Here is a 14438-nt window from a genome sequence, read left to right on the forward strand (position 1 = left end):
TTTAGACTTCATTTTGACCAATTTCCTCAACTAGATTCTGGACATAACTAGAATCTAACTTAATTTGATTAACTTCAACACCAGTTTTCTTTAACAAATCTACTGCTAATGGGTTATCACGGTAATCAAAAAAGTAATTTACTCTTTTGATACCAGCTTGAATCAAGGCTTTTGTACAATTATAACAAGGAAAATGAGTTACATATATTTCAGTATTTAAAGTTGAAACGCCATTTTTGGCACATTGAATCAGAGTATTCATCTCTGAGTGAATCGTGCGAACGCAATGTCCATCGACCATTTGATGCCCAACATCATCACAATGTGCTTGACCCGTTACAGAGCCGTTATATCCTGTGCCAATAATTCTTTTATCTTTAACTAACACACTACCAACTAGAGCGCGATTACAAGTCGAGCGTTGACTAATAACTAGCGCTTGCATCATAAAATATTGTTCCCAAGGAATACGATGATTAGCCATTATCTTTGTCCTTTGAAGTAGTTAAATCCAATTGCATCACGAACCTCTTGCAAAGTTTCATTAGCAACTTCGTTAGCTTTTTTTGATCCTTCTAAAAGCATTTCATAAACAGCATCTTTATCTTGGGCAAACTTTTCTCTACGTTCTCTAATTGGTGCAAGTTCTTCTTCCAAAACTTCGTTTAAGTAACGCTTGATCTTCACATCACCTAAACCACCTTTTTGGTATTGCGCCTTTAAGTCCACAACTTTATCTTGATCTTTAGCAAAAACATCAAGGTAAGTAAAGACCGTATTTCCTTCAACTTGGCCTGGATCTTCTACGTGGATATGGTTAGGGTCAGTATACATTGACATTACTTTTTTGGTTAAAGTCTTAGCATCATCAGCTAAATAAATTGCATTGCCTAATGATTTACTCATCTTGGCATTACCATCAAGTCCTGGTAATCTACCTTGTCCCTTTGGTGGGAAGTAACCCTTAGGTTCTTTCAAAATATCTGTATTGTACAAGCGGTTAAAGGTTCTAACAATTTCTCTTGTTTGTTCCATCATTGGTTCTTGGTCATCCCCAACAGGAATTAAAGTTGCCTTGAAAGCAGTAATATCTGCTGCTTGTGATACTGGATAAGTCAAAAAGCCAGCTGGAATACTTTCATTAAAGTTCTTTTGCTTAATTTCAGTCTTAACAGTTGGATTTCTTTCGAGTCTTGCGACTGTAACTAAGTCTAAGTAGTAAGCTGTTAATTCAAATAAAGCTGGAATTTGTGATTGGACAAAAATTGTTGATTTTTCAGGATCAATTCCTACCGCTAAATAATCAAGTGCAACTTCAATTAAGCTGTTACGAATCTTTTCAGGATTACGTGCATTATCCGTTAAAGCTTGAGTATCAGCAATCATGATATATGGGTCGTATTTACCTTCATTTTGTAAAATTACCCGATTTTTTAATGACCCAATATAGTGTCCAATATGTAAACGTCCAGTAGGACGATCTCCCGTCAAAAGTACTTCTTTAGCCATAGTTATCTCCTTAAATTCAAATTTTCTAAACTTCAAAATTATTACCTTTATTTTAACATATCTCGCAATTTTCTCTTGGACAAAGGAAATATTCATGATAAACTTATCATGTACTTGCGGGTATAGTTTAATGGTAAAACACCAGCTTCCCAAGCTGGGGATGCGGGTTCGATTCACGCTATCCGCTCAACAAAAAAGGAATTCCAATTGGAATTCCTTTTTATTTTTATACTAGCATTACCATCAACAAGCCATTCAAAATCGCTAAGTAAAGTGGCATAACAATATTTTGACTATATAAATATGCCCAAGCAAAGATCAAGCCGAAAACCATATCAAACAAAAATACAGGTACGTTCAACTGAAAGTTAACTAAGCTAAATATCAGGCCTGAAAATACTATACCAAAAATTGCTACTGACCCCACATTATCTCTAAATAAATAATTAAATAAAAATCCTTCAGCTAAAAACACTTGTAAAAAAGGTAATACTAAGCCTTGTGCAAAAATTAAGAACCAAAACATTGATACTGATTCATGTTTAGCATAAGTTAATTGAAAGGTATAGGAGTTTATATATTGATTTACTTGTAAATAAGATACTAATCCACGTAAAAAGAAAATTAAAAACGATAACCAAAGAGTCACTTTGATATTATCTAATAAACTTACTTTATTTACTTTTTCAAAATATCTTTGTTCTCTCTTAAAACGATATACATATAATAAAAAGGTCATAACAGTTACAACAGCAAATAGAATTAAATCCCAAATATGCAACTTTGAGCTATTAGCACATAACTCTTTGGCTCCTATAACCATTAAGTACCCTACAATAAAGACCGCATATCTAATTAGATTTCCTTGTACAGATTTTGGCGAATTCAAGTGCCACACTCCTATCCTAAACCATATCTTGTTAAATTATAACAAAAATTGGTCTACATGGCTCTAATATCTAATTACAGTTCTTTAACAATCTCAAGACAATTTATTTCTGATATATTAATTATCTGTCGATTAATAACTACTTGATTATCAATCCAGCCTTCAATAATTCCTTTAATTTCAGGAAAAGGGGCTCCATCTAGGTCCACTGCTTTTAATTGTATCTGAACTATTTTTCCCTGAGTGGTTGCTTCTAACAATACTTTCTTTATCTTTTCTAAATCTAAAGCTTTTTTCAATCTATTATTTTCACATTTTTTACTTTGAGATATTTTGGCAGTATGAGCACTCAAGAAAAAGCCAGTCCATTTCTTCATTCCTCGATCTTGATAGTTTTTAAAGAAATCATATATCTGCTTATCACTAGTCATAAATCTTCCCACCATTATGTCCACCAACCAAATTTGCTCGTCTAATTGCAGTTGCTCCCGGCAAAAGACTAGATGCTTTAACTAAACTAGTTGGACCATACTTTTCTCTGAGAGAATCAATAACATAATCAAAATTTTTACGCTTTATTTGCTTAGCTGGATCTGAAAACAAATCAAGCTGTTGCTCTATATCTGGCAATAAATCCGAATAACTAATACTAATAGTTCTGACTGCTTCGCCATTCCAATATTTTCGAAATAAACTTCTTAATTCCGTAGTTAAAGCAATGTTATCATTTGTCGCTGTGATTTTTTTGCTTGCATTAATACCATTTCTCTTGTTATTTTTCAGTTTTGAAAATCCTATATGTAAAGAAATACAACTAGTAAGCAATTTATGTTTTCTAATTCTAGCTGCCACTTGTTCTGCTATTTCTCTAATTACAATCTCAATTTCTCGTTGGCCCAAATAGTCCCTCATTAAGATTTGCGAATTTCCAAAACTTTTTCGCTTAGGCTTATATTTATACCTGATAATACTCCGATCAACACCCCAACTTATTGCAAAAAGTTGCTCACCAATTATTCCAAATTCAGATTTTAACTTTTCAGGATTACAATGAGCTAATTCATTCATATCATTAATCCCTAATTTTTTTAATCGCTGAGCTGTTGATTTATTAATACCCCAAACATCTTCTAAGTTTTTTATTTGCCAAATTGTATCAGGGACATCAATATAATGCCAAAACGCAATCATTGACCATCTCTTTTTTGCATCAATATCCATAGCAAGTTTAGCAAGTAATGGGTTTTCTCCTATACCACATGTAGTATATAATCCTAGTTTTTCCTTAATTTCTTTTTGAATTTTTCTGCCAACTAAATATGGATCTGTGCCAAACAAATGCCATGATTCAGTCATATCAATCATACTTTCATCAATAGAATAAGTATGTATATCTTCTTCAGCTGCATATTTTCGAAAAATATCTAATACTTCCATACTTTTTTCGATATACAAATTCATATGTGGTTCCACTAAAAGCAAATCTTCTCTTTGAGATTTTGGCGGTAGATCTCTCGCTCTCATAACATTTGTTAAGCCATATTTTTTCTTAGCTAAAGGAGATGCGGCCATGATTAAGCTGGATTGTTCATCACTATCTGGTTGATGAGAAAGAACTGCTAAAGCTGTCGTCATCGGATTTAAGCCTAATCTCAAACACTCGCAACTAGCATAAAATGACTTATTATCAATCATAAATATTAATCTATGAGGTTCATACCTATAATCATACATTCGCTCTTCTTCCTTTTGCAAACATAAGTTCGTAATTATAATCTACACAGGTTCCATAAAAAATGCAATCTTTTTATAAAAAAAGATCAAGTTAAAAACTTGATCTCACAAAACCTCTTCAATTGTAACTTCATATGAACCAGCAGGAGCTTCAACAGTGACGCAACTACCTGCTTCTTTTTTCATGATAGCAACACCTAATGGAGAATCAAATGAAATTTTACCCGCTTCTAAATCCGCTTCCAATCTTCCCACAATTTCATAGGTATCACTTGTCTCATCATCTTCAAAACGCAGTTTAACTTTCTTACCTAAATCAACTTTTTTATCGTCATTCGGGGTTATAATTTCAGCATATTTTAATTGCTTATCTAAATAGCGAAGTCTACTTTCCAGATGACGTAACTCTTTTTTAGCTTCTGTGTATTCACTATTTTCAGATAAATCTCCCAAACTTCTCGCTTCTTGAAGTGCTTTAATTTTTATTGGGCGACTTTTCTTTAAATTCTTGATTTCTTCCTCAATCAATTTATAACCTTGAGGCGTCATTTTTTGAAAATAAACCATTAATTTACCTTAATCAGTGTATTGTTAACAATATCATAGTAGTATAGTCCATTTGCTTTTGCTACATAATTAGCCACAATATGGCCACTAGCTTTTTCAGCTACAGAAATCTGGGTTTCACTTGATGAAGAAGAAATATATGCTACTAAATCTTTATCAGTAAAACTAGCTGGGTAACCTCCACGTTTAAGCCAATCATTTACCGCAGCATTAGCAATTGATTCAGTACTGTTTGAGTTATTAGCTCTACCAGTATTTGTTTGACTGTTATTCGTTGCACCTTGAGTATTCGTTGAATTTGAATTGTTTGAATTATTTAGACTACCAGTATTTTGCCCATTAGCATTCGAAGAAGCAGTTTCATTTGCATTACTTTGACTGCTAGTTTCGGTTGAACTATTTTGATTCTCAGTTTCATCTATACGTGTTGACTTACGCTTTTTAGATTTCTTCGCCTTTTTATGATGTTTTTCTACAATTTGACTTTGCTTAGTAGAAGAAGTCGTCGATTTCTTTTGTGAACACCCTGCTACCGCTCCTGCCAAAACCAATATTAAAGCTACTGAAGTAATTATTTTTTTATACATAAATACTACCCCTTTTTCTAACTTCTATTATAAGACAATTTGACATATAAAATTAATTTTTTTAAGCATAAGACTAGCAATTAAGAAAGTTTTTGAGTTATATTAGTAATTATTATAATAGAATTAAAGGAGATTTAATTATGGCTAATGAATTAACTTTACAAGAATTAGAAGATTTTAGTCGTGAATTTAATGCTGATCCTACTAGCCAAGTTGTAGCTCGAGCTGCCAAAAGAAGCGGTGTATTAGAAGCATCATATAACGATGCTGTATCACATCGTTTAACTCACGTATTTTCAACTGAATTAGATACTGATAATGTAACTAATCAACTTCAATCTGGTCGTTGCTGGTTATTTGCCACTTTAAACGTCTTACGTCATCATTTTGGCAAAGAATACAAGGCTAAGAATTTCACTTTTTCACAAGCTTATAACTTTTTCTGGGATAAAGTAGAACGTGCTAATAACTTCTATAATTATGTTTTAGAAAATGCGGACAAGCCATTGGATGACCGTGAAGTTAAAGCTTACTTTGACTTCGCTGGTCATGATGGTGGTCAATGGCACATGGCAATTTCATTAGTTGAAAAATATGGCGTTGTTCCTACTTATGCTATGCCTGAAACTGCCAACACTAACAACACTGCCGCATTAGCTGAAGCGTTGGCACAAAAAGAAAAGAAAGATGCTTTAGTTCTTAGAAAATTGGTGCAAGCTGGTGACTTAGAAGCTGCACAAAAGGCTCGCAAAAAGTTTTTAAGCGAAGTTTACCGCATGACTGCAATCGCTGTTGGTGAACCACCTAAGAAATTTGACTTAGAATATCGTGATGATGATAAGAAGTATCACTTAGAAAAGAACTTAACTCCTGTCGAATTTTATAACAAGTACTTCAAAGATGTTGATTTGAGTGATTATGTTGTTTTAACCAACGCACCTGATCATGAATACAATAAGCTTTTTGCATTACCATCTGAAGACAATGTTCAAGGCAAGTACCCTATTAAGCTTTTGAACGTTCCAATGGAATTTCTAACTAGTGCTGCAATTGCCCAATTAAAAGATGGTGAAGCAGTTTGGTTTGGTAATGATGTTGGTAAGCAAAAAGAAAACAAGACTGGCTTTTTAGCAACTGACTTATACAAGTTAGATGACTTGTTTGGCGTTGACCTGACTATGACTAAGAAAGAACGGCTTGAAACTGGTATGGGTGAAGTTTCTCACGCTATGACTTTAGTTGGTGTTGATGAAGATAACGGTGATGTTCGTCAATGGAAAGTTGAAAATTCATGGGGCGAAAAAGTTGCAAAGAAGGGCTACTACGTTATGAGTCAAGATTGGTTTGAAGAATATGTTTATGAAGTAGTTGTCCACAAAAAGTATTTGACTAGCGAACAACAAAAATTAGCTGAAGGTCCTGCTCAACAGCTTCCTGCTTGGGATTCATTAGCATAATAAAAATGGTTCAGAATTTTCTGAACCATTTTTTCTTTAACTAAACATTCTCTTAGTTGCCTTCATCAAGGTCTTTGGATCTTTATCATATCTTGGAGTTGAAACCAATTTACTCATTGGCACACCTGCAAAGTGAAAAGCTGCCACTTCACCAGAACGAACAGCACTTTCTTCAGTAAAGATCATTTGGTAAGGTTGTTCAACAAATTCACCCGTAAAGGCCAAGTTAGTTGAATGTTTAGGAATGATTTCTGGACGATCACTCTTAGCACGGTTGTTAAACAAGGCTGAAGCATATGGCATATAACATGGGATACAGTTAATTACGCTAGCTAAGATTTTATCTTCTAGATCCTTAATATTGTGTGGTCCTGGATCAACCTTAGAAAGTTGTCCTATCAACTCTTGTAACATTTCCTTACCAGTCATCTTGATATATTGCTTGTCAATAAATTCACCCTTGCGTCTTGGATATAAGAAGTAACCCCAAATGACCGTTTCATTATGCTTTTGCGTAGTGAAGTGAGGTTGATGGTGAACTACAATTGACATATTTACATCTTTTTGTCCTAGAGGCGTAATTGGACTAGTTGAAATGAATGAGTTAAGAGCATTTCCTGGAACTTGTGTGGTAATTCTAGTAATTTCATTTAACAAAGTATGATCTTTAGTGGTTAAAGTAAAACTTACCCATTCTGAATCATTACGATCATTAAAGAACTTATCTGGACTACCTAAATTGTAGAAGTGCTCACAAGCCTTCTTCCATAATGAAGATGCTGCACCATAATCCATATTTTCAGGTGCTGGAGTGTTAAAATCACCTAAAGTTGCTGAATCAGTAATTGATCCGTTCGTAAAGAAGACCGCAGTTTGATTATCAACCTCAACTTTTTCCTCCTTACCAATCTCGGTATTTTCCATCTTAAGTGCTGTTACTGTAATTTCATCTTGCATTGGAGTGTCTTTAAATTCAAAGTCTGTAACTCTCCGATTCATTACAAATTTACAACCTTGTTTTTGCAAATACTTAATTAATGGAAGCATAATACTTTCATATTGGTTATAACGTGTCCGGTTAACACCAACTAAGTGCTCAATTTGAGTAAATTCGTAAATCATCTGATGCATATAACGGCGTAATTCTTGCGCAGATGATTGAACTCTAAAGGCAAAAGTAGTTTCCCACATGTACCAGAAGTTCGTTTGGAACATATGAGGATCATCCTTAAAGTATTCTGCAATTGTGACATTATCAAGTTTTTCTTCTTGATTATCTGGCATCATAACTAGACGACTTAAGAGGATTCTATCCATGTTATTCAGACCCAGTTTATGGCCATCAACAATACCGATGCCACCTTCAAGTAAGCGAGCTTTATCATAAGTTCTGTGCTTACTATCAAAGTCCCGTGTATCTTCTTCTGCACTCATACCTGATTCTGTCACAGAAGGAATTCTTGACAACAAATCCATTAAATCAACATAAGTACGGTAGTTAAGCATTCTACCGCCCCGGGCAATAAACCCTTTAGTGTTTTCCATTGGATGATTTTGATTCCAATATTCTTCACTAGCTTCATTTGCTGCACTACCATCATTTGACCCATGTTTATCTAATGCATAAAAAGTGATATTACTTCCAGACCATTTACCTTCTTGAATTAAATAGACTGCGGCTGCCATATTAGCAAGACCTGCTCCAATCATAATAGCTTTCTTTTTCATATTTATCGGCCTCCTTAAACCGCTTACATTTTTAATTATAAAAAGCTATAAATATTTTAAAAGTCTTAAGTAACAATATCTGAAAATCTGTATTAACTAAAAAAACTAGTTCATTTAGAACTAGTTTAATATATCAAATTTAACTTATGCCATTGAATCCCAAGGTTTAACGGCAGTTGCTGGACCTTCCCAAATCTTAACTAATTTTTCTGGAAGATATTGTTTTTTAACGACTACCTTAAATAAGTATTCATCAAACCAAGCATCATCCATGACAAAGTAGCCATTTTTACCTGCTTTTTCACCCCAAGAGTTTTCAACCTTCCATTGTCTTGGGTTGTCATTAACTAAATCCACACCAACTAAAGTCATAGCGTGAGTTGAACCAGAAGCCCTAGTTAATAACCGTTCTTTTTTAGAAAGATTAGTTTTAATACCCAAAACTAAGTCAGTTAAGTATAAATCTCTACTCAAAATACCATTTTGACGATCACTTGCTTTGCCAACATCGCAACCAAACCAAATAGTCTCTCCAGCTTTAAGTTGAGCAATAGCTGCTGCTTTTAAGTTATCAATTTTAGTATTTAAGAACTTAACAGGACTGCCACCTACAACATTATCTTCAAATGGCAAGCTGTATAGCTTATCGAATTCATGATCAGGGGCATTAAATAAAACTACATAATCATCTAAGTCATCTTCAAAATAGTTATGGAAGAAATCCAATGGGCTTAGGTTAGCATCCATATGATACTTACCTTCATCATCACGAAACTCTAAGTCAAACTTTTGCACTGGTTCACCAAAAGCAATAACTGCCATTTGATAAACTGCACTCAAGAATTCTTGACGTTTTTCTTCAGCCTCATCTAATTTATTATTTTTTACCAAGTTCCGTAAAATTAAGGCATCTTGACGTAATTTCATATTCAAAGCTTGATTAAAAGCTGAAGTGTTATTAGCTGTAAAGCTTTCTGCTTGAGCATAACTAGGTACTAAACCATATTTTCTAATAAGTGAAACCGCCATTGCCCATTGACCGCCATCAGTATCCGGTGCTGCCATATAAGATTGAACTACTCGATCATCAAGTGGCTGAGTTGCAGTTTCAATAATATTTTCAAAAAAGATATTGGCACGCTCAATTCGATCCCAGAAAAACAAATAACTTTGTGACAAGGTAAAGTTCTTCGCCTTATTAGTTTGAGCAAATTTATGGCGCAAAGTGTTCAAAGCAGCGAACAACCAACAGCGTCCAGATTGTTTTTGATTGGTTACATTATCAGTTGGAACTTCAATTGAAAAAGTACGATTAAGCTTATTTGCACCTTCATGGTTATAACTAGCGTTGAGCAAACCATTATTTACAACAGCTAATTTAGCAACATTATTTTGGGCCTTTTCATGATAATCTTTTTGAAATTTGGCAATTTCTGCCATTGTAAGTTTATGCATCTCATCTCTTCTTTCACTTTTATTTAAGATAATTTTATCATTATGAAATAAAAAAGAGTAACAATAAGCCGTTTGCCAGATTTGAACTGGCGACCTCCTCCTTACCACGGCGGTGCTCTACCTCCTGAGCTAAAACGGCATAATACCTAGCCAAATGCTAGGTATTTTTTATTACTTAATAGTAACTAAAGTTTATTTTCTCTTACCCTTACGGATAATTACATATTTACCTTCAAATGAAGCACTTGGATCAACTTCAAATTCTAGGTCTTGAATCTTGTCACCATTGACATAAATTGCCCCATTTTGAATATCTTCACGTGCTTGACGCTTTGAAGATTCAATCTTAGTATCTACTAAAAATTCTACCAAGTTCTGCTTTTCATTGGTACTTTCTGCACTTGGTGCATTCTTAAGTGCTTGTTCAATTTGCTTAACTGACAAATCCTTCACATTGCCTGAGAATAAAGCATCAGTAATCATTTGAGCTTCCTTAAGTCCTGCTTCACCATGAACAAACTTAGTAACTTCAGCAGCTAAAGTCTTTTGAGCTTCACGTTTCCAAGGTTCAGTCTTAACTTTTTCAGCTAACGCTTCAATTTCTTCATGACTTAAGAAAGTAAAGTACTTGAGGTATTTAACAACATCACGGTCATCTTGATTTATCCAGAATTGGTAAAATTCGTAAGGACTAGTCTTTTCAGGATCAAGCCAAACAGCTCCACCAGCAGACTTACCAAACTTAGTACCATCAGCCTTAAGCATCAATGGAATAGTCAAACCAAAGGCTGGACGGTCATTACCTTCTAAACGGTGAATTAAGTCGATACCTGAGGTAATGTTACCCCATTGATCACTACCACCAATTTGCATTTGTACACCATAGTCACGGTTTAAGATGTAGAAGTCGATACCTTGTAAAATTTGGTAAGTAAATTCAGTAAAGCTAATACCATTTTCAAGACGGCTAGCAACTACATCCTTAGCAAGCATGTTATTAATTTGGAACAATTTACCGTAATCACGTAAAAATTCAAGTAAGCTCATCTTACCAAGCCAGTCACGGTTATTAACGATTTGGAAGTTCTCAGTACCAAATAGCTTTTTCATTTGGTTAGTTAAAGCAACTTCATTATGATGCACTTGTTCATCGCTTTGAAGGACACGTTCAGTCTTTCTACCTGATGGGTCACCAATTGAACCAGTACCTCCACCGATAATAATTACTGGATGATAACCAGCAAGTTGGAATCTCTTCAAAATCATAAATGGAATCAAGTGTCCAATATGAAGTGAGTCTCCTGTGGGGTCAGTACCGCAGTAAAGTGCCAAATCATCATGTTCAGCTAAGTACTTCTTTAAACCTTCTTCATCAGTTTGTTGGTTAATGGCGCCACGCCATTTAAGATCTTCTAAGATATCAAACTTTGCCATAATTTCCTCCATCAAATAAAAAACGCCCCTTGATTAAATCAAGGGACGACTAATAATCATTAGATAGCCGTGGTACCACCCACGTTTGCGCTATGCGCGCCTTTATAGTTGCTAACGAGGAATTTCGCCCCGTACACTGTACTTCGTCACACCTTAACCTGCCTAGCTCTCACCACAATGCTAGTTCTCTGAACACTGAATTAAGAGACTACTATCTTTTTGTGTTATCAATATCATATAAGTTAAACAAGTTTTAGTCAATTCAGACATCAAGAAAATACCTAATTTTTAAATGACACTATTATTTAATTCTCCTAAATATTAATAATAGTCTGTTAGAAATATATCTAACTTACCTTTTTATATCTTTATTCCAAGCTTTTTCTTGATACTGAATAAAATATCAACCTTCTTACCATTGCCCTGAACAAAATCAATAATATCTTTCCAAAAGCGAATAGTCATAATAATTCCTATTAAAAGAAAAATCAAACCTCGATCAACTTTACCTAATAACAAATTAACTACTCCAAAACAATAAGTGAAAAATAAAGGGGGAATAGTCAAATTTTTCATGACAATGGTTAATACTAGTGCAATTAACAAAATAATCAAAGCTATTTTAAAGTTAACAGCCAATATTGTAATTCCTACAACTGCTACCCCTTTACCGCCTTTAAAACGATTAGTAATTGGATAACAATGACCTAACATTAAGCCCAAGCCACAATATGTCATAGCTAGTTGACTTTTAAATAGAAGCCAAGTAATAGTTAAAGCAAGTATACTTTTTACAGCATCCCCTATTAAGGTTAAAATACCCCATTTTTTCCCAAAAACGGCCCCCATATTAGCTGTACCAGGATTACCTGACCCATTTTGTGTAGGATCCGCATGGAGGAAATACTTTCCAACAATTAGAGCAAACAAAAAATTGCCTAAAATATATCCAATTATAAATGAACTAAAATGTATCAAGGTTAATAATCTCCTGTATCATCATCTTGATCATTATCACTATTTGTATCTGAACTAGTGTAACTTCCGTAATCATATACGGTATATTCTTGAGTTTCAGTACTATTAAAACTAAAACCATTTTGTTCATTTAATTTATTTTCATAAGTTTCAAAATTACTAATTTTTTCTTTTTCAAGTCCTAGTTCACTGCGAATATAGTCTGATACTCGTTGAAGTTCACTATCTGACATCACTTGATAAGAAGCTCCATCAATGGTAACACTTAAGCCATGTAAATAATCACTCTTTGAAGTTGCAGTACTGCTCTTATAATTCTGGAAAATAGCCATTAAATTATTAAATGTTAAATTAGTTTTTATATTTTCAGAAACTGAATTTAAAATTGATTCTAAGTTAGCCAAAGTTGAAATTGAAGAAGCATTTTCAACCAATGACATAATAACCTGTCTTTGCCGCAATTGGCGTCCATAATCACCAGTTGGATCATCATAACGCATTCTTGCATAAGCTAAAGCTTGTGCCCCATTTAATTTAGTCTTTTTACCTTTTTTAAAACTGTAGCCACCATATGAAAAACTCAGAGGTGGTGTAACTGTGACGCCACCAACACCATTAACCATTTTACGTAGGCCACCCATATTTATTACAGCATAGTATTTAATTGGAACATTTATTAACTTAGAAACAGTGTTCATCGCCATCTTTGCTCCACCAATTGAATAAGCAGCATTAATTTTTTCAGCAGTTAATGATTTGGCACCAACCATCTGTGCCATTGTATCTCGTGGAATAGACATGAGCGTATAACGCTTCTTAGTTGGGTTTACTACCGCTACAATCATCGTATCAGTATTTCCCATTTTATCAGTTCTGTTGAAAGCTCCAGTATCTGTCCCCATCAATAAGACAGCAAAACTCTTTTTTCCATTAAAAGTTGAACTATTCGTAGCAACAGCAGTCTTAGGATCATAAGTCTTATCAATTGCACCCTTTGTTCTAAAGAAGATATAACTAAAATAGGAACCTATCCCAAGTAATAAAATCATAATAATTCCAATAATTAAGCGAATTTTTTTATTTCTTTTTCGTTTATTACTTTCATAAAGCGCTACTCGAGAATTACCTGGATAATTATTCTGCATATACTTTTTCCTTTATATTGTTATTTTTTAATTTTATCTTTTTTATTTTATCGAAAAATTTTTAAAATATCACTCAAAAGGAACTTTCATAACCAAATTGTAAAAAAATAAAAAGACTATCCTTAACAGGATAGTCTTTTTAATGGAAAAATTAGTCGTCTAACTTAACCTTGTCAGTTACGTTCAACTTGTCATCGAAAGTGTAAACAACTGGTTCACCAGTCTTCATTTCAACGTCCATAATGTCTTCATCAGAAATACGTTCAATGTACTTAGTTAAAGCACGAAGTGAGTTACCGTGAGCTGCGATGATAACATTCTTACCTGCTAATAAGTCAGGAGCAATGTGATCTTCCCAGAATGGCATTACACGATCTAAACATACGTGTAAGTTTTCTGCCTTTGGAACGATGTTAGGGTCTAAGTTTGAATAACGACGATCATGTGCTTGACTGTATTCGTTGTCATCATCAATTGCTGGTGGCAAAACATCGTATGAACGACGCCAAATGTGAACTTGTTCATCGCCATACTTTTCAGCAGTAGCCTTCTTGTTTAAGCCTTGAAGAGCACCGTAGTGACGTTCGTTAAGTCTCCAAGTCTTAGTTTCAGGAATCCAAAGTTGGTCACTTTCTTCAAGTGCAAAGTGCAAAGTCTTGATAGCACGCTTCAATACTGAAGTGTAAGCTTGATCAAACTTCAAGCCGTGTTCCTTAATTAAACGACCAGCTTTTTTAGCTTCTTCAACACCTTTATCTGAAAGGTTTACATCTACCCAACCAGTGAATTGGTTTGAAAGGTTCCATTCACTTTGACCGTGACGGATTAAAACTAATTTTGACATGAAATATCTCCTTTAATAATTCAATGTTTCACCAACTATTTTACAACGGATAAACTTGTTTGCATAGGTTAAAAAGGTATAAAAAGACCACTTCTCATGGAAAGAAGTGGT

14 protein-coding genes and 2 tRNA genes are annotated in these 14438 nt (G+C 34.2%); 2 read left to right on the forward strand and 14 right to left on the reverse strand.

What is annotated here, in order from left to right; translation table 11 throughout:
• Position 1: 1 nt before the first annotated feature.
• Positions 2-484 carry a ComE operon protein 2 gene (locus FC45_RS02705; RefSeq protein WP_006585272.1) on the reverse strand — a complete coding sequence of 161 codons (483 nt, stop codon included), beginning with the start codon at positions 482-484 and terminating at the stop codon, positions 2-4.
• On the reverse strand, positions 484-1509 hold the full coding sequence (trpS, locus tag FC45_RS02710) for a tryptophan--tRNA ligase (protein ID WP_006588225.1): 1026 nt from the start codon (positions 1507-1509) through the stop codon (positions 484-486). Before trpS ends, FC45_RS02705 begins: the two co-directional genes overlap by 1 nt.
• A gap of 116 nt (positions 1510-1625) precedes the next feature.
• Between trpS and FC45_RS02715 the strand changes: the two genes are divergently transcribed.
• Positions 1626-1696, forward strand: a tRNA-Gly gene (locus FC45_RS02715).
• Between the two features lie 39 nt (positions 1697-1735).
• Here FC45_RS02715 and FC45_RS02720 read toward each other — a convergent pair.
• The 5 genes from FC45_RS02720 to FC45_RS02740 all read right to left on the reverse strand — a co-directional run bounded on the left by FC45_RS02720 (position 1736) and on the right by FC45_RS02740 (position 5286).
• Positions 1736-2398: a CPBP family intramembrane glutamic endopeptidase gene (locus FC45_RS02720; RefSeq protein ID WP_006585275.1), complete on the reverse strand. Its 663-nt coding sequence runs from the start codon at positions 2396-2398 to the stop codon at positions 1736-1738.
• A gap of 74 nt (positions 2399-2472) precedes the next feature.
• Positions 2473-2829, reverse strand: a complete 357-nt coding sequence (locus FC45_RS02725) for a hypothetical protein (RefSeq protein ID WP_006588224.1) — start codon at positions 2827-2829, stop codon at positions 2473-2475.
• On the reverse strand, positions 2822-4132 hold the full coding sequence (locus tag FC45_RS02730; protein WP_006588684.1) for a Y-family DNA polymerase: 1311 nt from the start codon (positions 4130-4132) through the stop codon (positions 2822-2824). The genes FC45_RS02725 and FC45_RS02730 overlap by 8 nt, the downstream gene beginning before the upstream one ends.
• 105 nt (positions 4133-4237) lie before the next feature.
• Complete coding sequence (gene greA / locus FC45_RS02735) at positions 4238-4699, reverse strand: transcription elongation factor GreA (RefSeq protein WP_006588223.1); 462 nt, start codon at positions 4697-4699, stop codon at positions 4238-4240.
• Entirely contained in the window at positions 4699-5286 is a 588-nt protein-coding gene (locus FC45_RS02740; RefSeq protein WP_006585278.1) for a hypothetical protein, read from the reverse strand. Before FC45_RS02740 ends, greA begins: the two co-directional genes overlap by 1 nt.
• Before the next feature lie 140 nt (positions 5287-5426).
• On the opposite strand from FC45_RS02740, the gene FC45_RS02745 reads away from it, so the two are divergent.
• On the forward strand, positions 5427-6743 hold the full coding sequence (locus FC45_RS02745; protein WP_006585279.1) for a C1 family peptidase: 1317 nt from the start codon (positions 5427-5429) through the stop codon (positions 6741-6743).
• Between the two features lie 36 nt (positions 6744-6779).
• On the opposite strand, the gene FC45_RS02750 is transcribed toward FC45_RS02745, so the two are convergent.
• The 7 genes from FC45_RS02750 to FC45_RS02780 all read right to left on the reverse strand — a co-directional run bounded on the left by FC45_RS02750 (position 6780) and on the right by FC45_RS02780 (position 14327).
• The gene (locus FC45_RS02750; protein ID WP_006585280.1) at positions 6780-8471 is read right to left on the reverse strand and encodes an oleate hydratase; all 1692 of its coding nucleotides are present in this window, start codon (positions 8469-8471) and stop codon (positions 6780-6782) included.
• 144 nt (positions 8472-8615) lie between these two features.
• A complete protein-coding gene (locus FC45_RS02755) occupies positions 8616-9926 on the reverse strand; it encodes a C1 family peptidase (protein WP_006588222.1) in 1311 nt (436 codons plus the stop codon).
• 66 nt (positions 9927-9992) lie between these two features.
• Positions 9993-10065, reverse strand: a tRNA-Thr gene (locus tag FC45_RS02760).
• 53 nt (positions 10066-10118) lie between these two features.
• Positions 10119-11360 carry a tyrosine--tRNA ligase gene (tyrS, locus tag FC45_RS02765; RefSeq protein WP_057706365.1) on the reverse strand — a complete coding sequence of 414 codons (1242 nt, stop codon included), beginning with the start codon at positions 11358-11360 and terminating at the stop codon, positions 10119-10121.
• 360 nt (positions 11361-11720) lie between these two features.
• Positions 11721-12338 carry a glycerol-3-phosphate acyltransferase gene (locus tag FC45_RS02770; RefSeq protein WP_006585283.1) on the reverse strand — a complete coding sequence of 206 codons (618 nt, stop codon included), beginning with the start codon at positions 12336-12338 and terminating at the stop codon, positions 11721-11723.
• 2 nt (positions 12339-12340) lie between these two features.
• On the reverse strand, positions 12341-13483 hold the full coding sequence (locus tag FC45_RS02775; RefSeq protein WP_006585284.1) for an LCP family protein: 1143 nt from the start codon (positions 13481-13483) through the stop codon (positions 12341-12343).
• Positions 13484-13634: 151 nt separating this feature from the next.
• Positions 13635-14327, reverse strand: a complete 693-nt coding sequence (locus tag FC45_RS02780) for a 2,3-diphosphoglycerate-dependent phosphoglycerate mutase (protein WP_006585285.1) — start codon at positions 14325-14327, stop codon at positions 13635-13637.
• Positions 14328-14438 lie beyond the last annotated feature (111 nt).

It is taken from the genome of Lactobacillus jensenii DSM 20557, assembly GCF_001436455.1.
In the GTDB taxonomy this organism is placed as follows: Bacteria; Bacillota; Bacilli; order Lactobacillales; family Lactobacillaceae; genus Lactobacillus; species Lactobacillus jensenii.

Bases quoted from the DNA above. Each gene is read 5' to 3' on its own strand.
- FC45_RS02730 (WP_006588684.1), bottom strand. From the start codon at position 4,132: ATGTATGATTATAGGTATGAACCTCATAGATTAATATTTATGATTGAT.
- FC45_RS02745 (WP_006585279.1), top strand. From the start codon at position 5,427: ATGGCTAATGAATTAACTTTACAAGAATTAGAAGATTTTAGTCGTGAA.
- FC45_RS02725 (WP_006588224.1), bottom strand. From the start codon at position 2,829: ATGACTAGTGATAAGCAGATATATGATTTCTTTAAAAACTATCAAGAT.
- FC45_RS02755 (WP_006588222.1), bottom strand. From the start codon at position 9,926: ATGCATAAACTTACAATGGCAGAAATTGCCAAATTTCAAAAAGATTAT.
- FC45_RS02740 (WP_006585278.1), bottom strand. From the start codon at position 5,286: ATGTATAAAAAAATAATTACTTCAGTAGCTTTAATATTGGTTTTGGCA.
- FC45_RS02705 (WP_006585272.1), bottom strand. From the start codon at position 484: ATGGCTAATCATCGTATTCCTTGGGAACAATATTTTATGATGCAAGCG.
- tyrS (WP_057706365.1), bottom strand. From the start codon at position 11,360: ATGGCAAAGTTTGATATCTTAGAAGATCTTAAATGGCGTGGCGCCATT.
- trpS (WP_006588225.1), bottom strand. From the start codon at position 1,509: ATGGCTAAAGAAGTACTTTTGACGGGAGATCGTCCTACTGGACGTTTA.
- FC45_RS02750 (WP_006585280.1), bottom strand. From the start codon at position 8,471: ATGAAAAAGAAAGCTATTATGATTGGAGCAGGTCTTGCTAATATGGCA.
- FC45_RS02775 (WP_006585284.1), bottom strand. From the start codon at position 13,483: ATGCAGAATAATTATCCAGGTAATTCTCGAGTAGCGCTTTATGAAAGT.
- FC45_RS02780 (WP_006585285.1), bottom strand. From the start codon at position 14,327: ATGTCAAAATTAGTTTTAATCCGTCACGGTCAAAGTGAATGGAACCTT.
- greA (WP_006588223.1), bottom strand. From the start codon at position 4,699: ATGGTTTATTTTCAAAAAATGACGCCTCAAGGTTATAAATTGATTGAG.